At 73.0% G+C, this 22,175-nt stretch carries 17 protein-coding genes; 10 read left to right on the top strand and 7 right to left on the bottom strand.

Annotated features, from left to right (window positions below; genetic code table 11):
• Positions 1–23 precede the first annotated feature (23 nt).
• Positions 24–3,509, top strand: coding sequence for a tetratricopeptide repeat protein (locus tag ACH4ZA_RS08985; RefSeq protein ID WP_398428643.1), 3,486 nt, complete (start codon positions 24–26; stop codon positions 3,507–3,509).
• 39 nt (positions 3,510–3,548) lie between these two features.
• Here ACH4ZA_RS08985 and ACH4ZA_RS08980 read toward each other — a convergent pair whose 3' ends face one another.
• On the bottom strand, positions 3,549–4,091 hold the full coding sequence (locus ACH4ZA_RS08980; RefSeq protein ID WP_398428642.1) for a hypothetical protein: 543 nt from the start codon (positions 4,089–4,091) through the stop codon (positions 3,549–3,551).
• A 181-nt stretch (positions 4,092–4,272) separates the two neighbouring features.
• Here ACH4ZA_RS08980 and ACH4ZA_RS08975 point away from each other — a divergent pair, with 181 nt between their 5' ends.
• On the top strand, positions 4,273–4,761 hold the full coding sequence (locus ACH4ZA_RS08975; RefSeq protein ID WP_319275925.1) for a hypothetical protein: 489 nt from the start codon (positions 4,273–4,275) through the stop codon (positions 4,759–4,761).
• On the opposite strand, the gene ACH4ZA_RS08970 is transcribed toward ACH4ZA_RS08975, so the two are convergent.
• The gene (locus tag ACH4ZA_RS08970) at positions 4,740–5,612 is read right to left on the bottom strand and encodes a M23 family metallopeptidase (RefSeq protein WP_398428640.1); all 873 of its coding nucleotides are present in this window, start codon (positions 5,610–5,612) and stop codon (positions 4,740–4,742) included. The two genes, ACH4ZA_RS08975 and ACH4ZA_RS08970, sit on opposite strands and share 22 nt — an antisense overlap.
• The gene (locus tag ACH4ZA_RS08965; protein WP_398428638.1) at positions 5,525–6,664 is read right to left on the bottom strand and encodes a glycoside hydrolase family 26 protein; all 1,140 of its coding nucleotides are present in this window, start codon (positions 6,662–6,664) and stop codon (positions 5,525–5,527) included. Before ACH4ZA_RS08965 ends, ACH4ZA_RS08970 begins: the two co-directional genes overlap by 88 nt.
• Before the next feature lie 377 nt (positions 6,665–7,041).
• Here ACH4ZA_RS08965 and ACH4ZA_RS08960 point away from each other — a divergent pair, with 377 nt between their 5' ends.
• Positions 7,042–8,373 carry an LCP family protein gene (locus ACH4ZA_RS08960; protein WP_398428886.1) on the top strand — a complete coding sequence of 444 codons (1,332 nt, stop codon included), beginning with the start codon at positions 7,042–7,044 and terminating at the stop codon, positions 8,371–8,373.
• A gap of 339 nt (positions 8,374–8,712) precedes the next feature.
• Complete coding sequence (locus ACH4ZA_RS08955) at positions 8,713–9,888, top strand: sensor histidine kinase (RefSeq protein ID WP_398428636.1); 1,176 nt, start codon at positions 8,713–8,715, stop codon at positions 9,886–9,888.
• 39 nt (positions 9,889–9,927) lie between these two features.
• Here ACH4ZA_RS08955 and ACH4ZA_RS08950 read toward each other — a convergent pair whose 3' ends face one another.
• Together ACH4ZA_RS08950 and ACH4ZA_RS08945 are read right to left on the bottom strand one after the other, a co-directional pair.
• Positions 9,928–11,424, bottom strand: coding sequence for a DEAD/DEAH box helicase (locus ACH4ZA_RS08950; RefSeq protein WP_398428635.1), 1,497 nt, complete (start codon positions 11,422–11,424; stop codon positions 9,928–9,930).
• A gap of 104 nt (positions 11,425–11,528) precedes the next feature.
• Complete coding sequence (locus ACH4ZA_RS08945; protein WP_057577999.1) at positions 11,529–11,732, bottom strand: cold-shock protein; 204 nt, start codon at positions 11,730–11,732, stop codon at positions 11,529–11,531.
• A 303-nt stretch (positions 11,733–12,035) separates the two neighbouring features.
• Here ACH4ZA_RS08945 and ACH4ZA_RS08940 point away from each other — a divergent pair, with 303 nt between their 5' ends.
• The gene (locus ACH4ZA_RS08940) at positions 12,036–12,374 is read left to right on the top strand and encodes an SCO0607 family lipoprotein (protein ID WP_398428633.1); all 339 of its coding nucleotides are present in this window, start codon (positions 12,036–12,038) and stop codon (positions 12,372–12,374) included.
• Between the two features lie 64 nt (positions 12,375–12,438).
• Positions 12,439–12,801, top strand: coding sequence for a DUF952 domain-containing protein (locus ACH4ZA_RS08935; protein ID WP_398428631.1), 363 nt, complete (start codon positions 12,439–12,441; stop codon positions 12,799–12,801).
• A 16-nt stretch (positions 12,802–12,817) separates the two neighbouring features.
• On the opposite strand, the gene ACH4ZA_RS08930 is transcribed toward ACH4ZA_RS08935, so the two are convergent.
• Entirely contained in the window at positions 12,818–13,642 is an 825-nt protein-coding gene (locus tag ACH4ZA_RS08930) for a hypothetical protein (RefSeq protein WP_319275919.1), read from the bottom strand.
• 552 nt (positions 13,643–14,194) lie between these two features.
• Between ACH4ZA_RS08930 and ACH4ZA_RS08925 the strand changes: the two genes are divergently transcribed.
• Positions 14,195–15,772 (top strand): carbohydrate-binding protein, encoded by a 1,578-nt coding sequence (locus ACH4ZA_RS08925; RefSeq protein WP_398428629.1) that lies wholly within the window; start codon positions 14,195–14,197, stop codon positions 15,770–15,772.
• Between the two features lie 220 nt (positions 15,773–15,992).
• Positions 15,993–16,868 (top strand): polysaccharide deacetylase family protein, encoded by an 876-nt coding sequence (locus ACH4ZA_RS08920; protein WP_319275917.1) that lies wholly within the window; start codon positions 15,993–15,995, stop codon positions 16,866–16,868.
• Between the two features lie 34 nt (positions 16,869–16,902).
• Here the strand turns inward: ACH4ZA_RS08920 and ACH4ZA_RS08915 are convergent, their stop codons facing one another.
• The gene (locus ACH4ZA_RS08915) at positions 16,903–19,350 is read right to left on the bottom strand and encodes a SpoIIE family protein phosphatase (protein WP_398428627.1); all 2,448 of its coding nucleotides are present in this window, start codon (positions 19,348–19,350) and stop codon (positions 16,903–16,905) included.
• A 437-nt stretch (positions 19,351–19,787) separates the two neighbouring features.
• Between ACH4ZA_RS08915 and sigJ the strand changes: the two genes are divergently transcribed.
• Entirely contained in the window at positions 19,788–20,732 is a 945-nt protein-coding gene (sigJ, locus tag ACH4ZA_RS08910; protein WP_319275915.1) for an RNA polymerase sigma factor SigJ, read from the top strand.
• Positions 20,733–20,835: 103 nt separating this feature from the next.
• Positions 20,836–22,128 (top strand): NAD(P)/FAD-dependent oxidoreductase, encoded by a 1,293-nt coding sequence (locus ACH4ZA_RS08905; RefSeq protein WP_398428626.1) that lies wholly within the window; start codon positions 20,836–20,838, stop codon positions 22,126–22,128.
• The last annotated feature ends 47 nt before the right edge of the window (positions 22,129–22,175 follow it).

Here is a 22,175-nt window from a genome sequence, read left to right as displayed (position 1 = left end):
GTGGCTGATGTGAGGAGCGCTTCATGGAGCGTCGCCGGGTCCTGGGAGTGCAGGGCGACCGGTCGCACGGGTCGGGCTATGTGATCGCCTCCGGCCTGGTGCTGACCTCCGCGCACGTCGTGCCGGAGACCGGTGCGGGCGTGACCGTCTTCCGGCCGGGACGGCCGGAGCGCTGCCGCGGCACGGTGGTCTGGCGGGGCGAGCCCGACGGCAAGGACGACGCCGCGCTCGTCAGACTCGACGATCCCTGCTGGCCCGACCTGCCCGGCGGGCCCGTCCGCTGGGGCCGCCTGGTGACGGACAGCCCGGGAACGCCGTGCCAGGCCTGGGGGGTGCCGGACGTCGCACAGCGGGACCGTCCGGCCGTCGACACCCTGCAACCGACCGGGACGGTGAGCCCGGGGGACCACCAGATCGCCAACCGCCATCTGGTCACCCTGAACGGGTCGCCGCCGTCGGGCGGCGGGTCCGCCAAGGAGTCGCCGTGGGGTGGGCTCTCGGGTGCCGCGCTCTTCTGCGGAGACCTGCTGACGGGGGTCGTGTGCTCCGACTCCGGGGGATGGCGGCACTCAAGGCTCGAAGCGGTGCCGGCGTATGTGCTGTTCCACCGGGCCGGTTTCCGCGAAGCCCTGGAAGCCCATCTGGACACTCCGGTGCGCACGCTGCTGGAGCCCGTGGAGTGGCAGGCCCTGTGCGATCCCTCCCACACGGTCACCTCACGCACCCCGCCGTCCTCTCCCGCGGGCCTGCTGTCCGCCCGCGAGGCCGTCGTCCCCTTCCACGGCCGCACGAAGCTGCTGGAGCAGATGCGGGCGTGGACCGAGCGGCCCGGATTCGGGGCCTGGCTGGTGCACGGCCCCGGCGGACAGGGCAAGACGCGCCTCGCCATCCGGCTCACCGACGAACTGGCCGGGAACTGGGCCACCCTGTGGCTCGACCGGGACGCCCCGGACGACGGCCTGCCGTCCCTCGCCGCCACCGCGCGCCCGCTGCTCGTCGTGATCGACTACGCCGAGACCCGTACCGCCCAGGTCGCCGCTCTGCTGCAGGCGCTGACACGGCACGGGCGAGGCGCCACCGTCAAGCTGCTGATGCTGGCCCGCACCGGCGACGACTGGTGGGAGGGTCTGTCGGCCGAGTCGCGCACGGCGGAAGCCATGCTGGGCAGTGCCCATGTCACCCGGTTGGAACCACTGGCCCCGGACGCCGACAGCCGTGGCGAGTTCTACCGGACCGCCGTGACGACCTTCGCGCACGCACTCGGCCGGATGCCCGCCTGGCGGCGCCACGACTGGGAAGCCCTCGCGGGCCGGCTTTCCGAGCCCCGGGAGGACGGCGCCGGGCCGGGCGTGGCACTGACCCTCAACCTGACCGCCCTGGCCGACCTGCTGGATCTGGCCGGCCCCGAACCGCAGGCCGGGACACCCCCGGGCGGCCCCGAGAGGCCGGCGGCGGAAGCGGAGGACCGGTTCCTCCTGCACGAACGCAGGTACTGGACGACGACGGCACGGGCCGCCGGTCTGTACCCCGCACTCACCATGACCACGCTCACGGACGCCCTCGCGACGGCCTTTCTGGCCGGTTCCGTCGCCCGGGAGGAAGCCGACGCCCTGCTCCGTCTGGTCCCCGGTCTGCACGACCAGCCACAGGACCGGCGTGCCAAGGTGCGGGACTGGATGGCCTCGGTGTATCCCGCGGCGGGCAACGGCCCCTGGGACATGCTCCAACCGGACCGGCTGGTCGAGGTGTTCGTCGGACAGAAGCTGAGCGAGGCCCCCGAGCTCGCGGCACGCCTGCTCGTGGACGCCTCCCCGGCCCGGATCCGCCATCTGCTGACCCTGTACGCCCGCGCCGCCGCGCACCCGAAACGGGAAGCGGTGCTCCGGGAGGGCTTCGGGGCGCTGATCGTCCGGCACCCGGCGTCCCTCATGCGACAGGCCCTTCAGGTGGTCACCCAGGTCGAACGACCGCAGCCGATCCTCGACGCCCTGATCCGGATCGTCGAGGAGTCCGGCCTCTCCGCGCCCCGGCTGGCGGAGCTGACCGAGCAGCTGCCGCCCAAGAGCCAGAAACTGGCCCCGTTCGCGCTGGCGCTCACCCTGCGGCTGGTCGAGATGTACCGAAGCGAGCTGGAGCGGCGCAGACGAACCCGCAAGAGCCAGAACAAGGTCAGGGACCGACTGGCCGCGGCCCTGGCCGAACTCTGCTACCGGTACGGCGACGTCGGACGGTGGGCCGAGGCGCTGGACGCCAACACCGAGTGTCTGGCCGTTCTGCGGGGTCAGGGGGCGAAGCACTCCTGGAGCGTCATCCCGCACACGGCCCTGGTCCTGAGCAACCGCTCGTACATCCTCAGACAGCTCGGCCGGCGCGAGGAGGCGCTCGAGGCGAGCCGGCAGGCCGTGGACATCCAGCGGATGCTCGCCGTGGACGACCCCGGCCGCGCCGCGCTGGGGGGAACGCTGAACAACCTCTCCCTGGACCTGGGGAGGCTGGGACGGCGCCAGGAGGCCATCGAAGTGGTGCGGGAGGCGGTCGCCATCCATCGGCGACTCGTCGAGAAGGAGCCGGGCGACGCCCACCTGCACGGGCTGGCGATGAGCCTGACCAACCTCTCCGGGCAGCTCGGCGAGGCGTCGGAGGAAGGGTCGGACGACGGCCAGAGCCTGGCCGTGGTGCGGGAGGCGGTGGCGATCAAACGCGAACTGGCGCAGTTGGCGCCCGACGCCCATCTGCCCGACCTCGCCGGCTCCCTGAACAACCTGTCCGTCGAACTCGGCGTCGCCGGGCTGCGCGAGGAGAGTCTGGCGGCGATCCGTGAGGCCGTGGAGATCCGAAGGGCGCTGGCTGCCGCCCTTCCGGACGCCCACCTCGCCGACCTCGCCCAGAGTCTGCAGAACATGGGGATCGAGCTGGCCGACACGGGACACCGCGAAGAAGGCCTGGAAGCGGTCCGGGAGTGCGTGGGCATCCTCCGGGCGCAGATCGACGCGGGCGCCGAAGCCCTGACGGTGGAACTGGCCACCGGACTGCACAACCTGGCCGTCCAGTGCCATGAACTCGACCGCGACCGCGAAGCGTTCGACGCCATCAACGAGGCCGTCGCGCTGCGAGAGCCGCTGGTGGAGGCGTATCCGGACGCCCACGCCAGGGAATTCCGAGAATCCCTCGCAGTCCTGTGGAGCCTCGAACGAGCGAGAGGCGGCGGCGACGCCCCGGCCGCGGACACGGACGGGAGACCCCCGGGCATGTCCACGCGACGGCCGTACGTCCTGCACGTACGGCGTCGGCGGGTCCTCGACCGGCGCCGTCTCGGGTGGCACGCCGGGGCCGGGCTGCTGATCGCGGCGGCCGGCGTCCTCGTGGGCCTGCCGCTGTATCTGACCCTCACGTGCGGGGCGCTGGCAGCGGGTCTGGCGGTCACGGCGGGGCGGCGCCGGACCGCGCGGCGCCCACGACTGGGCAGGGGCCCGGGCAGGAGCGGAGCGGTGAAGCGGGTCGGCCGGTGACCGTCCGCCTGTGAGCACCCGACGCCCGGCCGGACCGCGTCAGTACCGCACCGCCCGCGCCGCCTCCGCCTTCACCTCGCCGGAGAGGGCGCGGTGGCTGCGGGCGATGGCCTTGGCGCTCTTGCCGGCCGGGACGTCGGTGACGGTGACGAGCACGGAGTCGAGCAGTTTGCCGCCGGAGTCCTTGAAGTCCACCTCGACGGCGAAGGACTTCGTCGAGTCGGCGCTGTTCGTGACGGTCACCTCGACCGCGCTGCGGTCGCCGTCGGCGGTCGGCGTGCCGAGCTTCACGTCGCTCTTGGCGTCGACGCCGTTCTCGATCCCGTCGAGCTTGCGGCCCACCTCCGCGGTCGCCGACTCGAACGCCTCCGACGCCTGCGAGGCGAGCGAGGAGGCGGCGGCGGTGGCCTGAGCGCCCACCGACTGCGCGGCGGAGGCCGCCTTGCTGGCCACGGAGGACGGGCTGTCGTCCCCCGAGCAGCCGGTGAGCGCGGTGAGCGCGGCGAGCCCCGTCAGCAGGGCCGCGCCCCGCACCGCCGCCGGACGGGGCCCCCTCTTCCGGCTTCTGCGGTTCGCTGCCATCACGCCTCCAGGTCGTGTCCCCGAGTCCTCGGAATCTCCAGTGAAGGCGCGGACCGTCCCGCCCGCATGCCGGCTCACCCGAACGGCGCACCCCCGTGGTGGCGGCCCCCGCCCGGACGGATCGTCGAGGGACGGTCGCCGAGACCGCGACCGGAGACCGAGACAGAGACGGGGTAATCCCATGAGCGACCAGCCGCACTCACAGCCGTCGCCGCACGGGTCCCCGGTGTGGGACCCCTCCCACCAGGGCACCGGCACGCCGGCCTGGGCCTCGCCCCCGGCCGGCGGTCGACTGGCCGCGGGCGGGGTCGTCTTCGGCGGCGTGCTGATGTTCGTCAGCGGTGTCCTCGCCGTCTTCCAGGGCATCGCCGCGATCGCCGAGGACGACGTCTACTCCCGGGTCGGCAGCTACGTCTACGAGATGAACCTCACCGGCTGGGGCTGGGTCCTGCTGATCGTGGGCATCGTGGCCACGGCGACCGGGTGGGCGCTGCTGATGGGGGTGGAGAAGGCGGAGTGGGCCCGGATCAGCGGCATCGTGCTTGCCTCGCTCAGCCTGATCCTTCAGTTCCTGTTCCTGCCGTACGCACCGGTCTGGGCGGTCATCCAGATCGCCATCGACGTCTTCGTCATCTGGGCCCTGGCCTCCTACCGCCCGCTCCAGGGCTGAGGCGCCCGTTCGCCGGGGCGGCCACCGGGCCCCGTTGCGGGCCTGGGGAGCACCGGCGCTCCGGACACCTGCACGGCCTTGCGGCGCAGCCACGGCAGGGGTGGCACCTGGGACCCGAGGTAGGGGGTGATCCGCACCTCGAAGTGCAGATGCGGTCCGGTGACGTTGCCGGACCTGCCGGACAGGCCGAGGCGCTGGCCGGCCGCGACGCGCTGGCCCCGGCGTACGTCGATGCGGGAGAGATGGGCGTACTGCGTGAAGTAGCCGTCCCCGTGCCGTACCAGGACCTGGTTGCCGAAGCCGTCCCCGCAGGTGGTGAAGCGCACGACGCCGGATCCGACGGCGTACACCGGGGTCCCGGAGTCCACCGCGAAGTCCTGGCCGGTGTGGCGGCGGGCCCAGCGGGAGCCCTTCGCGGCGTAGCCGGCGGAGAGCCAGTAGCGGCGGGTCGGGGCCGTCCAGGGGGAGGAGCGCTGCTCGGGTGCCCGGCTGCGGTCCCCGAACGGACAGCGGCCCGCGCGTCCGGACGGGTCGACGGCGACCGGGTCGCCCGTCTCCCTGGCGCCCGCCCGAAGCAGGTCCCACAGGTCGTCGCGGACGGCCTTGCGGCGCTCTTCGGCCTCTTCGACGGCCGACGGGAGGGCACCGGCCTCGCGCAGCCGGTCGACCCGCTCGCGCGCCTGCTCGTGGACGCGGACGGCCCGGACGGCCCGGTGACGCTGTCCGTCGCCCCCCGCTGCGGCGGGCACGGCGGCGAACGCCGTCAGCAGGAGGGCGAGCAGGGCGGCCCCGGTCGCGGCGCTGAGGCGCGCCCGCGTCCGCGGGCAGCGCCGATGATGTTCTCGTCCCATTTCCGGATCATCGGACCGATGGTGCGTCCAAGGGCGGCGCCCGGCCGGACGGAGGCCCCGGGTTCAGCCGGACGGCCCCCTCCCGCGCCCACCAGGGAGCGGTACACGGCCGAGGACCGCGGGTTGTCGGCGCACCGCCACACGCCGTGCGGACAGTAGTCGCTGATGGTCTGGTACAGCGGCCGGTGCGTGGCGAACCAGTCGAGCATGCCGCGCATGTACTCCGGGTCGTCGCCGTTGCGGAACAGCCCCCACTCGGGATACGACACCGGCTTGCCGTGCGCCCGCGCGAACCGGACGTGCTCGGCCAGGCCGTAGGGCTCGGCGACCTGCTCCGCGAAGGACATGCCGGCGGGCTGGTCGTAGGCGTCCATGCCGACGACGTCGACGTGCGCGTCGCCCGGATAGCAGGCGGTCCAGGGGACGGCGTCCCGTCCGCGGCTGGGCGTGAACTCGAAGCGGAACCGCCGCCCGCCCGGCACCGATCGCACGGCCTCCACGATCCTGACCCAGTACCGCTTCCAGGCCTGCGGATCGGGCCCGCACCGATGGGTGTAGGTGGTCCCGTTCATCTCCCAGCCCACCACCAGCACGGCGTCCGGCAGTCCGAGCCCGACGAGCCGCCGGGCCAGCGCCCGGAAGTGCCCGTCGTAGTCGCCGCGTGCCCCGCGGCGCAGCTCCTCCCGTACGACCGCGTCGGGCACGTGGTCCTCGGTGCCCTGAAGCATCGGCACGTTGAGCACGAACATCCGGCCCGCGCGCGCCCGCGTCCACCGCGCCCAGTACTCCAGGTAGCCGGGCGCCCCCTCGATGTTGCTCCACCGGTCCCCGGGCAGATACGCGTGCCCCACCCGGGGCGTGGCGAGGCCCAGCCACTCGTCCAGCGCGGCGATCCGCCGCACGCCGGCGTCGTCGTATCCGACGTACGCGCCGAACGCCCCGGTCGCCGCCCCCGTCCCCCGCCCGACGGGCACACAGGCGGGCCCGGCCAGCAGCAGGAGGACGGCGAGCAGCGTGATCAGGACGCGTCGGGCGCGTGGGGAGCGGAACACCGGCACAGAATGACGCCCCCACCCCCACCCCACCCCCCACTCCCACCAGAACCACCCGGACGGGTATGCGGGCGTCGGACGACGGCGAAGCGGTGTGTGACGGCTTCCTCGCCGGCCGTGATGTCGCGTGACGAGGCAACCGGATGGGGGGAGTTGGGGGTCTTCTGAGGCGACAGTGCCTTCTGGGACGTATTCCTGCACGGGAGCAGGGTTCCGGCGTCGGCGACCGGCGTCGGTGATCCGGGCACGGTGTACGGGGTGGAACGGCCGAGGCGGAGGGGCGAGCGCCGGTGAGCGGAACGAGAAGGCGTGGGCAGGAACCGGTGCGGGCGGCCGGCCGGGGGAGCCGGCAGGCGGGCCGCGCAGGCGGGCCGCGGCTGACGCGGCGCGGGCGCGTCGTCGCCTGGGGCGCGGGGGTGAGCGCCGTCGTCCTCCTCGGGGCCGGCGGGACCGCCGCGTGGATCTGGCACGACCTCAACGACAACATCACCTCCGCCGAGGTGGACGACAAGCTGGGCGGCGACCGTCCGCAGAACCTCAGCCCCGGCTCGAAGAACATCATGGTCGTGGGGTCCGACAGCCGTGAGGGCGCCAACGCCAAGTACGGCAAGGACCTGACCACCATGCAGTCCGACACGCTGATGGTGCTGCACATACCGGCCGACCGTAAGTGGGCCTCGGTGGTGTCCTTCCCGCGCGACTCGTGGGTGGAGATACCCGGGTGCCAGAAGGGCGACGGCACGTCGTCCTCGCCGCACCACTTCAAGATCAACGAGGCTTTCGCCATCGGCGGCAGCAACGGCAAGGTCGCCGAGGCCGCCGCGTGCACCATCAGGACCGTCGAGGCCAACACCGGTCTGCGCATCGACCACTTCATGTCCGTCGACTTCTCGGGCTTCAAGGGCATGGTCGACGCGCTGGAGGGCATCGAGGTCTGCCCGAAGCAGGCCATCCACTCCGAGAAGGCCCGTCTGGACATGGAGGCGGGCTGCCAGACCGTCAAGGGCGAGACGGCGCTCGGTTACGTCCGCGCCCGGTACGGCATCGGCGACAACTCCGACATCGGACGCATCGGGCGGCAGCAGGAGTTCATGGACGCCCTGGCCAAGAAGGCCAAGTCCAAGCTCACCAGCCCCGACGCGATGTACGGCTTCCTGCAGTCGGTCACCAAGTCCCTCACGACCGACCCCGACATGGCCGGCATCAAGCCGCTGTACGGGCTCGCGGACGAGCTCAAGGGGATCCCGAGCGACCGGCTGAGCTTCCTCACCGTGCCCAACTACGGGCGCGTCGCCGACCAGCCCCGCGACGGCGCCAACGTCGTGTGGCAGTACCCGCAGGCCACCGACCTGTTCACCTCCCTGGCCAAGGACAAGGAGGTCACCAAGGCGCAGTTGGACGCCTCGAAGAAGAACGTGGTGTACGCCTCCAGCGTGCGGGTCCAGGTGCTGAACGGCACCGGCGTCCCGGGGCGTGCGGCGGCCGTCGCGGAGAGGCTGAAGAAGGCCGGCTACACCGTGACCGGCACGGGCAACGCCCCCGGGACGGTGGCGAGGACGACCGTCACCTATCCGTCGGGCCTCGAGAGCAAGGCCGCCGTCCTCGCGTCCCGGCTGCCCAACCTGCGTCCCACGGCGGACGGTTCGGCCGCGGCGGGTGTCGTCACCCTGGTCGTCGGACCGGAGCTGAAGGTGGAAGACGTCGCCTGACCGTTTCGCGGCTGCTCTTGGTCAACAGGGCTCCGGAAATGGGGTAAGGTTGATCTTGAGCCGGTCACCGGGAAGAAAAAACGGTGAACGACCTCTGCGTTGGTGGTCCAAGGAAAGACGCCCCGCTTCCTGCGGGGAAATGCAGGTGCAAGGCCTGCCCGGCGCTCCATCAGGAAGAGCCCCGCCCCGTGTCCACGGGACGGGGCTCTTCCTCGTTACCGCCCCCTGTCCCGGACGGGCCGGCACCGGCGAGCGGCGGACGGTGTCCGCGGCCCCGGCCGCACCGCCTCGACCGTTCGGCCGATACCGCCCGCCGCGTCTGCGCCTACCGTGAACGGCATGAGATCAGCCTGGCTACGGGGCAGTGCGCGGGGCGCGGCCGTCGGCGCCCTTCTGGCGGCCTGCGTACTCGACCTGGTGATCGCCGACGCGGAGGGTGAGCTGTGGGGCCCGGCGGTCGTCCTCGCCGTCGGCCTGGTCGCGGTGCTGTGGCCCGCCTCGCGGCGCCCGGCATGGCTCACCCCGCAGCTGCGCACCGTCGTCCCCGCACTGCTGTCCACCCTGTACACGGTCGCCACGGTGGTCCTGGACCGCGAGAGCTCCTTCGGGCCGGGCGAGCTCGCCGTCCTGCTGTGCCTTCTCTTCGTCGCGGTGCGGCACTGCCCGCCGAACCGGCTCGTCGCGTGCGCGGCGCTGGACACGCTCGCCTTCCTCGCCACGCCGTGCCGCCGGTTCTGGCCGCTGTGGTCCACGGCGGGCGTGGGGCTCGCCTACGTCGTCATCGGACTGGTGTTCGTCCTGCTCGTCGGGTCGCTCGCCGCCTACCTGCGCTCGCTCGACTACCGCCGCGCCGTCGCCGTCGACGACACCCGCCGCCAGGAGCGCCTCGCCATCGCCGCCGACCTGCACGACTTCGTCGCCCACCACGTCACCGGGATCCTCGTGCAGACACAGGTGGCGCGCATGATGACGAGCGCCGCGCCAAACCGTCCCGAGCGGCTCGACCCGGTCCTCGCCGGCATCGAACGCGCCGCCACCGAGGCGCTCGCCTCCATGCGGCGCACCGTCGGCGTCCTGCGGGACACGCCCGAGGCCGACCGGCGGCCCGTCGGCGACCTGGCCGGCGTCGCCGGCCTAGTCGAGAACTTCGCGGGACGGCCCGGCCAGCTGGTCGCCCTCCACCGTTCCCCGGCCGTCGGCGACGACCTCCCGCACGAGGTGCAGGCCGCCGCCTTCCGCGTTGTCCAGGAGGCGCTGACGAACGTGCGGCGGCACGCCGCCGACGCCCGCGCCGTCACCGTCCGCCTCGACCTCGACGGCGGCCGGCTCGACGTCAGCGTGGTCGACGACGGCCAGGGCGGCGCCCCCCTGCCGGCCGAGGCCCACGGCGGCGGCTTCGGCCTGGTCGGCCTGCGGGAACGGGTCACCGCGCTGGGCGGCGACCTGACGACCGGGCCGCTGCCGTCCGGCCACGGATGGCGGGTCCACGCCCTGTTCCCGGTCGCCCGGGCATGAGCGCGGCCGGCGGCCGGGAGCGGCCGCCCGCCCGCTCTCTCAGCGGCCGCCCGTGCCGTTGCCCTTGGCGGGCGACCGGCGGCGGCCCTGTGCGGGCCTGCGGGGGCGGGAGGCGGAGCCGCCGCGCTCGGAACCGCGCTCGGAGCCGCCTCCGCGGGCCGGGCTCCTGCGGGCGGGCCGGGCTTCGGCGGTGGGCGGCGGGGTGAGCACGACGGGGACGCCGGACGGCGACTGCGCCCCGGTGATCCGGTTCAGCTCGACGCCCCCGGAGCGGACCTGGGTGGTCTGCGGGGTGATGCCGGCGTCGGCCATCAGGCGGGTCATCTCACGGCGCTGGTGGGGCAGGACGAGGGTGACGACGGTGCCGGACTCGCCGGCGCGGGCGGTGCGGCCGCCGCGGTGCAGGTAGTCCTTGTGGTCGCCGGGCGGGTCGACGTTGACGACGAGGTCGAGGTTGTCGACGTGGATGCCGCGGGCGGCGACGTTGGTGGCGACCAGCACGCGGACGTGGCCGTCCTTGAACTGGGTCAGGGTGCGGGTGCGCTGCGACTGGGACTTGCCGCCGTGCAGGGAGGCCGCCCGGACGCCGACCGCCAGCAGCTTCTTGGCCAGCCGGTCCGCCGCGTGCTTGGTGTCCAGGAACATGATCGTCCGGCCGTCGCGGGCGGCGATCTCGGTCGTTGCGGCGTGCTTGTCCTCGTCTTCGACGTGCAGGACGTGGTGGTCCATCGTGGTCACCGCGCCGGCCGACGGGTCGACCGAGTGGACGACGGGGTCGTGCAGGTAGTTCCGCACCAGCCGGTCGACGTTGCGGTCGAGCGTCGCCGAGAACAGCAGCCGCTGGCCGTCGGGGCGGACCAGGTCGAGCAGTCGCGTCACCTGCGGCATGAAGCCCATGTCGGCCATCTGGTCGGCCTCGTCGAGGACGGTGACCGCGACCTGGTCCAGCCGGCAGTCGTCCCGGTCGATGAGGTCCTTGAGGCGCCCGGGCGTGGCGACGACGACTTCGGCGCCGCTGCGCAGGGCGTTGGCCTGCCGGCCGATGGAGAGTCCGCCCACGACGGTGGCGATGCGCAGGCGCAGCGCGCGGGCGTAGGGGGTGAGGGCGTCGGTGACCTGCTGGGCCAGTTCCCGGGTGGGGACGAGGACGAGGGCCAGCGGCTGACGGGATTCGGCGCGCTGCCCGGCGGTGCGGGCGAGCAGGGCGAGGCCGAAGGCGAGGGTCTTGCCGGAGCCGGTGCGGCCACGGCCCAGGACGTCCCGGCCGGCCAGCGAGTTCGGCAGCGTCGCCCCCTGGATCGGGAACGGCGTGGTGACGCCCTCGGCGTCGAGAGCGGCCAGCAGCCGCTCGGGCATGTCGAGTTCGGTGAACGCCTCGACCGGCGGCAGCGCCGGGGTGAGCGTCACCGGCACCGCGAACTCACCGCCGGACGCGGCGGGTCGGCTCCCGCGTCCGCTCCGCCCGGCTTTGGCCGTACGGGAGGGCGCGCCCTGGCGCCGGTCCGTACGGGAGCGGACCGAGCTGTTGCGGTTCATCCGGTGCCTTTCTCGAAAACTTCCGGACGCCATGAACCGGGGCCCGCACTCAGGAGTGCGGGCCCCGGTCGTGTCGTCCGCTTGAAACAGACTCAGACGACGGTTCAGGCGGGGAGGATGTTCTCCGCCTGCGGGCCCTTCTGGCCCTGCGTCACGTCGAAGGTGACCTTCTGGCCTTCCTGAAGCTCACGGAAGCCGGACGTGGCGATGTTCGAGTAGTGGGCGAAGACGTCCGGGCCGCCACCCTCCTGCTCGATGAAGCCGAAGCCCTTTTCCGAGTTGAACCACTTCACGGTGCCAGATGCCATGCTGTATCTCCTTTGGGGCAATGCCCGGTGCCCGCACCTTGCGGAACCGGTGTCGCAGCATCAGAAAAGCCCCAAAAACAAAAAGAGTGCCCGTCGACGGAAGGTCGAAAGAGCACTCTGAAGCCTCTGGTAACCGAAACTGCCACTTTTCTCACGGTAGCACAGGTCGGGATGAAGAGCGGGAACAGTTTTCTGGGTTCCCGTACGCGTCGCGCTGAGTACCCGTACTCAGGAGGCGAGGGCCCCTGTGGCGACAGGCTGGACGCGTCAGCAGCCAGGCTTCGGCCGTCAGAGGAGTCCACCGTGGGAAAGACCGACATTCGAGTACGTGTTCGATCAGGTCGGGGGCTCGTGCTGGCCGGAGCGGCCGCGGCGGCCGCGGCGGCCGCGGCCGTTTCGACGCTCACCGGCTGTTCCCTGCAGCTCGAGGAGGCCGTCTGCGGAGGCGGTCACTACCCGGTGCTCGCGGTGAACAGCGGCGGCGGGGACTGCGTGCCGGACGGCGAGGAACCGGCCGAGGGCTGGGCCCGCTATCCGGAGGGAAAGGTGCCGGAGAAGGTCGGCGACAAGTGGTACGTCTACTGGAGCACGCACACACTCGACGGGAAGGGCGCGATCGTGGAACTCCCGGAAGGCGAATAGAGCCGGGAGTCGGCCCTCGAGTGCCGTACGGGTTGCCGTACGGAGGCCGTTGTATAAACAGCTCATGATCTATCACGTCGTGCACTCGGACGAGTGGAACGCCGGAGCCGACCGGCCCTACGCGCCCGCCTCTCTCGCCGAGGACGGGTTCGTGCACTGCTCGCCCGACGCGGAGACCACGCTCGCCGTCGTCAACGCCTTCTACCGGACCGGCCCCCGGCCCCTGTTGGCGCTGGTCCTCGACGAGGAACGGCTCGCCTCCCGGTGTGCGTGGGAGGCGGCCGACCCCGCTCCGCCGCCCGGCGTCTCCCCCGGCACCCTGTTCCCGCACGTGTTCGGACCGCTCGACCGGGACGCCGTGGTGCGCGTTCTGGAGGTCCGCTGGGACGCGCACGGCCGGGCGACGGGTCTGACGGACGTCGGCTGAGGCAGAGGGGGTCAGGTCAGCCGAGGCAGAGCAGGCCCAGCAGGCAGACGTCGGACGGTGAGGTGGACGCCGTCCCGGAGCTCGTCCCGGACGCCGATGACGACGACGAGGACGACGACGAACCCGAAGTGCCGGACGAGGAAGACGAGTTCGAGCCGGAGCCCGAGGCCGGCTCCGAGCCCGGGTTCGAGCCGGAGCCCGAGGCCGACGTCGAGGCGCCGGAGTCGCCGGTCGCGGCCGGGGCGGAGGGCTGCTGCCCGGCCGTTCCGGTCAGGGCGCCGACCGTCGAGCCTTGGACGGACGATCCGTGTCCCCGCTGCTGTCCCGAGGAGGTCCGTGCCGACTGCGCAGCGGTGTCGGCGGCCGCGGCGGAGTCCGGACGGTCGCCCGACGGCGAGTCCTGCTGCCGGGTGTGCCCGGTGGCCGCCGGCTGTGACGGGGAGGTGGCGGACGGCGCGTTCCGGTGGCCGTCGGAACGGCTCACCGTGGGGACGGTGTGCTCCAGGGTCGGTTCCTCCCCGCCGGCGGCGGTGGGGGTCTCCGGCGCCGAGGCCGCCTGGGTCCGGTCGCCGTTCTGCCGCTCCAGCGCGGCGACCGCGAGCCCGCTGACGAGCGTCACGGCCGTCACGACCACGGCCCGCCGCTGGTTCTTCTTCCAGCGGGCCAGCTGGCGCCGCCGTGCCGCCCGGCCCTGGGGCGCCGCGGACACCGCCGCCACGGCCGGGGAGGCCGTCTCGCTCGTGAGGTCCACGTCCGCGTCGACGTCCGCGTCGATCCCGGAGTCGGCCTCGAGACCGAGGGCGACGTCGAGAGCCCGGTCCGTGACGCGCTCGGAGGACATGGGGGCGAAAGGCGCGACGGTGACGGGCGCGGGGGCCGCGTACGGGGACGTCGCCCGTGCGGTTGCGGCCCGGACGGCGTGTCCGCGGGTCGGTATCGGGGCGATGTCCGGAGCGTAGGCGCCGCACCCCGGACACACCAGGGCTCCGTTGAGATGCCGACGACACGAGGAGCAGTAGTCCATCTGCGGTCTTCCTATTTGACGTGCCGTCGCTCCGTCGGGGCCGCGACCTGATCACGTTCGCACGGGGGGTCGAACGGCCAGCAACGCTAACGACTCGTACGGAGGACTGTGTGCAGCCTGTGTGATGCTCCTGCGCGAATGTGTTGAGGGAAGTCGGCATGCGGCGCGCGCCCGTCCCCGGCGGCCGGGGAGCCGGGACCCCACTCGGGGTATTTGCGTCAACTGTCGCCCTGTGCGTACATCCATGTGAACGAAAATCATGTACACGTCTATTGACGCGTTCAGGACAGTACCCCTAGCTTCCGGGGGAAAGCGCTTTCCGTACCTCTGGCAGACGACCCGCACCGTCCTGGAGATGGAGAGAACGACATGCTTGTGAGACCCGTCATCGCCTGCGCCGGCCTGGTGGCAGGCGTGCTCGTCGCGTTGTCCGGCACCACGGCGCAGGCCGCCACCACCCGCTACGAGGCCGAGGCCTCCCCGGCGGTCTGCACCGGCACCATCGACTCCGACTGGACCGGGTACTCCGGCAGCGGCTTCTGCAACGGAGCCAACTCAACCGGTGGATATGCCCAGTTCACCGTGAACGCGGCCACGGCCGGCACGGCGACGCTGAACGTCCGCTTCGCCAACGGCGCGGCGGCCGCCCGCCCGGCCGCGCTGGTCGTCAACGGCACGACGGTGCAGACGCCGTCCTTCGAGGCCACCGGCGCCTGGTCGACATGGGTCACCAAGACGCTCACCGTGTCGCTCGCCGCGGGCGCCAACACGATCCGGCTCAGCCCCACCACGTCCGCCGGACTGCCCAACGTCGACCGTCTCGACGCCGACGTGTCCGACGCCACGACACCGCCGGCGGGCTCCGCGCTCTACGTGGCCCCGGGCGGCGTCGACGGCGCGGCCGGCACGCAGACCGCGCCGACCACCCTCGCCTCGGCGATCGGCCGGGTCGCCGCCGGCGGAACCATCTACCTGCGCGGCGGCACGTACGCCCACGCGTCGACGGTGACCGTCCCGGCCACCAGCAACGGCACGGCCTCCGCCCGCACCACGCTGGCCGCCTACCCGGGTGAGACGCCGGTGCTCGACTTCTCGGCGCAGAGCGAGAGTCCGGCCAACCGCGGGCTTCAGCTGTTCGGCTCGTACTGGCACGTCAAGGGTCTCGTCGTGCAGCACGCCGGGGACAACGGGATCTACGTCGGCGGCAGCGACAACGTCATCGAGCGCACGGTGACCCGCTACAACCGCGACACGGGACTCCAGCTCGGCCGGATCGCCTCCACCACGCCCGCCGCCCAGTGGCCGGCCCGCAACCTGATCCTGAGCGCCGAGTCGCACGACAACGCCGACTCCGACGGCGAGGACGCCGACGGCTTCGCCGCCAAGCTCACCACCGGAACCGGCAACGTCTTCCGCTACGCCGTCTCGCACAACAACATCGACGACGGCTGGGACCTCTACACCAAGACGGACACCGGAGCCATCGGCCCGGTGACCGTCGAGGACTCCCTGTCCTACAACAACGGCACCCTCTCCGACGGGACCGTGAACTCCAACGGCGACCGCAACGGCTACAAGCTCGGCGGCGACGACATCGCCGTGAACCACGTGGTGCGGCGCAGCATCGCCTTCCACAACGGCAAGCACGGGTTCACCTACAACAGCAACCCGGGCTCCATGGCGGTGTCGAACAACCTGAGCGTCGACAACGCCCAGCGCAACTACTCGTGGGACGCCGGGACGTCGGTCTTCCGCGGCAACACCTCCTGCCGGTTCTCGGTCAGCGGCTCGAACGACAAGACCGTCGGCGACGCGGATGGCTCCAACCAGTTCTGGTCGGGCTCCAACGGCAGCCGGTGCGCCTCGTACTCCGGCGCCCTCGGCTGGTCCTTCGCCTCGGACGGCCGCCTGGTCGTGACCCTGGGAGGCCGGCAGGTCTCGCTCTAGGCGGCGTGCTTCGAAGGCCGCGTCCGCCCGGCGCCGTGACGGCGCCGGGCGGACGCGGCCGGCGCCGTTCCCGCCCCGCCCCCCGCCCGGCCGGGCCGCCCCGGCCGGTGAGGTGCGCGACATCCGAGGTCACGGTGGAACCTCGGACATCTGTTCGTCGTCAAGAAGGACGAACCACACGAACAGGTGAACGCACGGGACGACATGGGGTGGGCGCGCGGTGGACAGGCGGATCAGGGGGGCGGCGCTGGCCTGTCTCCTTTTGACGGCGGGCCTGGCGACGGGCTGTACGACCGGGGCCCGCGCGGAATCCTCGTCCTCCTCCGCCACCCCTGACGCCTCCGCTTCGGCCAAGCGGGCCGGCGAGGCGGGCGCGCGGGCGGGCACGGAGCCGGACGCGCGGGCGGCCACCGCGGCCGCCTACCGCAAGTGGGGGCTCGAACCGCTCGCCGCGCCGCCCGCGCCGCCCGCGACCAAGCCGTCCCCCAAGGCGGCCGAGGGCGGCGGGGTGCCGGTGATCAGCGAGATCCCCACCAAGCAGAAGATCGTCTTCCTCACGTTCGACGACGGGGCCGAGAAGGACCCGAAGTTCGTGACGATGATGCGGGAACTGAAGATCCCCTTCACGATGTTCCTGACGGACGCCGCCATCCGCGCCGACTACGGCTACTTCAAGCCGCTCCAGCACCTCGGCGACGGCGTCCAGAACCACACCCTGACCCACCCGAACCTGCGCACCCTGGGCGCGAGCGCCCAGAAGCAGGAGATCTGCGGCCAGCAGACCAAGCTCAAGGCGGAGTACGGGACCACGCCCAGGCTGCTGCGCCCGCCCTACGGCAACTGGAACGAGGACACCCGGGCCGCTGCGGCGTCCTGCGGCCTCGAGGCGATCGTCCTGTGGCGCGAGTCGATGCAGATCACGAACATGCAGTACCAGCGCGGCGACAGGAAACTCCACCCGGGCGACATCATCCTGGCCCACTTCCGCGGACCGTCCGAGCTCAAGGGCACGACGATGACCGAGATGACGGCGAACATGCTGCGGCACATCCAGGAACAGGGCTTCGCCGTCGCCCGCCTGGAGGACTACCTGTAGGGCCACCTGTCGTAGGGCTACCTGTCGGACCGGCTCAGGCCGGGTCGGCCGGCAGGGACTGCTCCGCCCAGATGGTCTTTCCGGTGGGCGTCTGACGGGTGCCCCAGCGCTCCGCGATCTGGGCGACGAGCAGCAGCCCGCGCCCGCCCTCGTCGAAGACCCGGGCCCGCCGCAGGTGCGGGGCCGTGCTGCTGCCGTCGGAGACCTCGCAGATGAGCGACGCGTCGCGGATGAGCCGCAGCACGATGGGGTCGCCGCCGTACCGCACGGCGTTCGTGACGAGTTCGCTGACGATCAGTTCGGTGGCGAACGCCGCCTCCGGCAGCCCCCACGCGGCCAGCTGTTCGCCCGCCAGCTTGCGCGCCCGGGCCACCGCCGCGGGATCCCGCGCGACCCGCCACGTGCGCACCTTCTCGGCGTCCAGCGCGGCGGTGCGCGCCACCATCAGCACGATGTCGTCGCCGGGACGGCCGCTCAGCACCGTGCGCAGCACGTCGTCACAGGTCTCCTCGAGCGGCGCCGGCGGTACGGCCGGGCCGGTCAACGCCCGTTGCAGCAGGGCGAGACCGGCGTCGATGTCGCGGTCCGCGGCCTCGACCAGGCCGTCGGTGTAGAGGGCGAGCAGACTGCCCTCGGCCAGCTCCACCTCGACGGACTCGAACGGCATCCCGCCGAGCCCGAGCGGCGGCCCGGCCGGCAGGTCGAGGAAGCGCACGTCGCCGTCCGGGGTGACCAGGGCGGGCGGCGGATGTCCGGCGCGGGCCATGGTGCAGCGCCGGGACACCGGGTCGTACACGGCGTAGACGCAGGTCGCCCCGACCTCCCCCGACGCGTCCTGCGCGCGCCCGCGGGCCTCCGGGCCCTCCTCCCGGTCGAGCCTGAGGACGAGGTCGTCGAGCTGGGTGAGCAGCTCGTCGGGGGCGAGGTCGACGTCCGCGAGGGTCCGCACGGCGGTGCGCAGCCGGCCCATCGTGGCCGAGGCGTGGATGCCGTGGCCCACCACGTCGCCCACGACCAGCGCGACCCGGGCGCCGGACAGCGGGATGACGTCGAACCAGTCGCCGCCCACGTCGGCGCCGGAACCGGCGGGCAGATAGCGGTACGCCACCTCCATCGCCGTCAGCTTCTCCGGCCGCACGGGCAGGAGGCTGCGCTGGAGCGCCAGCGCGGTGCGGCGCTCCCGGGCGTAGCGGCGGGCGTTGTCCACGCTCACCGCCGCCCGGGCGACGATCTCCTCGGCGAGCAGCAGGTCGTCCTCGCTGAAGGCGTCCCCCGTGCGGTGCCGCAGGAAGTGCACCAGGCCGAGGGTCACGCCGCGTGCGCGCAACGGGACCAGCATCAAGGAGTGGATCATGTACTTGGAGACGGAGTCGGCCCGGGCCTGGGAGGATCTGATCCATTCCTGTATCCCCGGCTCGCCGGCCGTGTGCCGGGTGCCCCGGCCGGCCATCAGCGTACGCATCGGCGGTGTCGCGACCGGGTAGCGCACGGCGTCGCCGGGGGCCGCCACCGACTCCGGGCAGCCCTCCAGCACCGACCGCTGCGCCGCGCGGCGCACCACCGCGGGCCGGTCCGGCCGCATGGGCTCCGGCTCGTCGCCCAGCACGACGGACTCCAGCAGGTCCACCGTGACGAAGTCGGCGAATCCGGCGACGGCGACGTCGGCCAGCTCCTCCACCGTGCGGGTCACGTCCAGGGCGCTGCCGATGCGCACGCCGGCGTCGTTGAGGACCGCGAGGCGCCGGCGCGCCCAGTGCTGTTCGGTGGTGTCGAAGACGGCCGCCGAGACCCCGAGCACCGTGCCGGCCTCGTCCTTCAGCGGTGAGATGAACATCGACCAGGCGTGCTCCCGGGTCTCGCCGGGGGCCCTGCCGTGCGCCTCGTGGAACACCGTCTCGCCGGTGCGCAGCACCTGCCGCTGCAGCCGGTCGTACTCGTCGAACGGCTTCGTGGGCTCGATCTCCCACAGGGTCCGGCCCCGCATCTCCTCGACGGTCAGGCCCATCACGTGGGCCATCGACGCGTTGGCCGACACCAGTCGTGCCGCACGGTCGTAGACCGCCACCGGCACGGGCAGCTGCGCGAGGGTGAGGTCCCACAGGGCCGCCGTGCCCGGCTCGGCTCGCACCGGCTCGCTCGGCGGCCCGGCGCCCGTCACCAGCCAGAGCGGCCCGGGGCCGGCGTCCGCCATCGGCGTCGCCTGCAAGCGCAGCACCACACGGTCTCCGCCGCGGTGCCGCAGCGCCACCTCACTGGTCGTCCGGCGGCCCGCCGCGACATGGCGCCGCGCCGACTCGGGCAGCTGGGCGGCGAGCAGGTCGGCGGCCGGCCGGCCCACGACCTCGGCGGCCCGGTATCCCAGGGCCTGCTCGGCCCCCGCGCTCCACGCCGTGACCGCCCCGTGCCCGTCGACGACGACCGCGAAGTCCTCCGGCGCGCGTTGCGGCGTCGTGCCCCGGGATGTGACACCTCTACCGTTCATGGGCCACTCCGCCTCGCTCTCGCCCGGCCCGTCGCAGGGCCGGGTCCGCCGGGACCACGCCCCGGCGTGCGGGACGGCCGTGCGCCGCCTCCACCGGTGAGCGTTCCGCACTCCGACCCGCCGAACACCCGTCCGGAAGCCGAAACTCCTGACGCATCCGTCCGTCGCGTCCAGTCTGGCAGCGGCGCGACGACTCTGCGGGCATCTCGGTGGATCTTGGGCGTGGGAGGAGGGGCCGACGTGGCCGGGCGGAGCCCCGGAGGGCGCGCGGCGCCGAGCGCCAGCCGATCCGGGCGCCGAGCGTCGACCGAGCCGGGCGCCGAGCGTCGACCGAGCCGAGCGCAGACCGAGCCGAGAGCCGGCCGGGCGAGCGTCGGCCGATACGTGTGGCGCAGACGCCGGACGCTGCGTCGGAGGTTCGGCCTAGAATTCCGGTCATGGCCCTGACCATGAGCGACGTGGACCGGTTCGAGGCGGCACGCCCCCGTCTGGGGGCCATCGCCTACCGCCTTCTCGGCTCGGCGAGCGAGGCGGAGGACGCCGTGCAGGAGACCTTCCTGCGCTGGCAGGCCGCCGACGTCGAGCGCGTCGAGGTCCCCGAGGCCTGGCTGACGAAGGTGCTCACCAACCTGTGTCTCAACCAGCTCACCTCGGCCCGCGCACGGCGCGAGACCTATGTGGGCCAGTGGCTGCCCGAGCCGCTGCTCGCAGGGGACCCGATGCTCGGCCCTGCCGACACGGCCGAACAGCGCGAGTCCGTGTCGTACGCGGTCCTCGCCCTGCTGGAGCGCCTCTCCCCGAACGAGCGGGCGGTGTACGTGCTGCGCGAGGCGTTCGACTACCCGCACCGGGAGATCGCCGCGATCCTCGACCTCACCGAGTCCGCCAGCCAGCAGATCTTCCACCGCGCGAAGAAGCACGTCGCGGACGGCAGGACCCGCACCGAGATCGACGAGGCGGCCGCCCGGCGGATCATCGACGAGTTCCTGGAGGCCGCGACCAGCGGCCGGACCGAGCCGCTGGTGCGGCTGCTGACCGAGGACGCCGTCTCGATCGGCGACGGCGGCGGCAAGGTCCCGGCCCGCGCCACGGCGTTCGAGGGCGCCCTCGCCGTCGCGAAGTTCCTGCGGGGCCTGTTCAAGCCCGGCAAGGCCAAGCGCGCCCTGGTGGGCGGCTCGCCCGGGATGTACGCGACGACCGCCAACGGCGGCCCCGCCGTCGTCGCGGTCGTCGACGGACGGGTCATCGGCGTCATGTGCCTCGAGGTCACCGCCGACGGCATCGCCGCGTTCCGCAACCAGGTGAACCCCGACAAGCTCGAACGCGCGACCGAGCGGTGGGCGGCCGACGACCACGGCGAACCCCTGGTCGTCCCCTTCTGACACCCGCCCCCGTCGATGTGACGTGCTTCACATCCCCCACCTGTCAGGAAACGGCGGGCCGTCCGGTTCAGGAGGCGAATCCGCTCAAGACAGGAGCAGGGACATGCAGCACCGCATCATCGTCCTCGGAGCCGGTTACACCGGCGCCATCGTCGCCGGCCGCCTCGCCAGGCGGCTGCGCCCCGAAGACGTCGCCGTCACCCTCGTCAACGCCGAGGCCGACTTCGTCGAGCGCGTCCGTATGCACCAGCTCGCGGTGGGTCAGGACCTCCCGCCCCGGCCGCTCGACGAGATGTTCGCGGGCACCGGCGTCGAGCTGAGGTTCGCGAGGGTCGCCGGCGTCGACGTCGACCGCAAGGTCGTGGCCGTCGTCGACGCCGACGGCGCCGGGGAGCTGGCCTACGACACGCTCGTGTACGCCCTCGGCAGCGGCTGGAACGACCAGGGCGTACCCGGCGTCGCCGAGCACGCCCACCAGATCGCCGGCCGTCCCGGGGCGCTCCGGCTGCGTGAGCGCCTCGCCGGGCTCACCGCCGGGCAGCCCGTGGTCGTGGTCGGCGGCGGTCTCACCGGCCTGGAGGCCGTGACCGAGATCGCCGAGTCCCGCCCGGACCTCGACGTGGCCCTCGTCGCCCGCGAAGGCCTCGGCGACTGGCTGTCGCCCAAGGGGCGCGGGCATCTGCGGAAGGTCGTCGACCGGCTCGGCATCACCGTGCACGAGCACGCCGCCGTCACCGGCGTCGAGGCCGACCGCGTCACCACCGCCGACGGCGGATCGGTCCCGGCCGCGGTCACCGTGTGGACGACCGGCTTCGCCGTCCACCCGATCGCACAGGCCACGGCCCTGGAGGTCACCGACACCGGCCGGATCGTGGTCGACGGCACCATGCGCTCGGTCTCGCACCCGGACGTCTACGCCGTCGGCGACGCGGCCATGGCGAAGGGCGTCGGCGACAAGCCGCTGCGGATGTCGTGCGCCTCGGGCGTGCCCATGGCGTGGCAGGCCGCCGACGCCGTCGCGGCCCGCCTGACCGGAGGGAAGCTCCCGGAGACGCCGCTGCGCTACTTCAACCAGTGCATCTCGCTGGGGCGCAAGGAGGGCCTGATCCAGTACGTCACCGGCGACGACCGCGCCGTGCGGGCGGCCCTGACGGGACGGATCGCCGCCGCCTACAAGGAACTGGTCTGCAAGGGCGCGGCCTGGGGCGTCGCCCACCCGCTGCTCGGGCCGTCCCGGCGCCGTCCGGTCGTGCGGGAGCGGGAGGAGGCGGCCCCGGCGAACCGGGGTCACTCGACGGCAGCGACGACAGCGACGACAGCGACGGCAGCGACGGCAGCGACGGCAGCGACGGAATCGGCCGGTTCGGCGGACCCGGGGGTCAAGGCGCCGGCGTGACGCGCCACGGGACCGGGCGCCGTCGTCACCGGGGCGGCGCCCCCGTC

Source organism: Streptomyces sp. NPDC020597, assembly GCF_044335095.1.
Classification (GTDB): domain Bacteria; phylum Actinomycetota; class Actinomycetes; order Streptomycetales; family Streptomycetaceae; genus Streptomyces.
The sequence above is the reverse complement of the archived record's forward strand: the minus strand, read 5'-3'. Positions and strand labels throughout refer to the sequence as shown.

Coding starts and splice junctions, on each gene's coding strand:
- ACH4ZA_RS08930 (WP_319275919.1), bottom strand. CDS start 13,642: ATGTCCTCCGAGCGCGTCACGGACCGGGCTCTCGACGTCGCCCTCGGT.
- ACH4ZA_RS08985 (WP_398428643.1), top strand. CDS start 24: ATGGAGCGTCGCCGGGTCCTGGGAGTGCAGGGCGACCGGTCGCACGGG.
- ACH4ZA_RS08945 (WP_057577999.1), bottom strand. CDS start 11,732: ATGGCATCTGGCACCGTGAAGTGGTTCAACTCGGAAAAGGGCTTCGGC.
- ACH4ZA_RS08955 (WP_398428636.1), top strand. CDS start 8,713: ATGAGATCAGCCTGGCTACGGGGCAGTGCGCGGGGCGCGGCCGTCGGC.
- ACH4ZA_RS08925 (WP_398428629.1), top strand. CDS start 14,195: ATGCTTGTGAGACCCGTCATCGCCTGCGCCGGCCTGGTGGCAGGCGTG.
- ACH4ZA_RS08975 (WP_319275925.1), top strand. CDS start 4,273: ATGAGCGACCAGCCGCACTCACAGCCGTCGCCGCACGGGTCCCCGGTG.
- ACH4ZA_RS08980 (WP_398428642.1), bottom strand. CDS start 4,091: ATGGCAGCGAACCGCAGAAGCCGGAAGAGGGGGCCCCGTCCGGCGGCG.
- ACH4ZA_RS08935 (WP_398428631.1), top strand. CDS start 12,439: ATGATCTATCACGTCGTGCACTCGGACGAGTGGAACGCCGGAGCCGAC.
- ACH4ZA_RS08970 (WP_398428640.1), bottom strand. CDS start 5,612: ATGGGACGAGAACATCATCGGCGCTGCCCGCGGACGCGGGCGCGCCTC.
- ACH4ZA_RS08915 (WP_398428627.1), bottom strand. CDS start 19,350: ATGAACGGTAGAGGTGTCACATCCCGGGGCACGACGCCGCAACGCGCG.
- ACH4ZA_RS08905 (WP_398428626.1), top strand. CDS start 20,836: ATGCAGCACCGCATCATCGTCCTCGGAGCCGGTTACACCGGCGCCATC.
- ACH4ZA_RS08950 (WP_398428635.1), bottom strand. CDS start 11,424: ATGAACCGCAACAGCTCGGTCCGCTCCCGTACGGACCGGCGCCAGGGC.
- sigJ (WP_319275915.1), top strand. CDS start 19,788: ATGGCCCTGACCATGAGCGACGTGGACCGGTTCGAGGCGGCACGCCCC.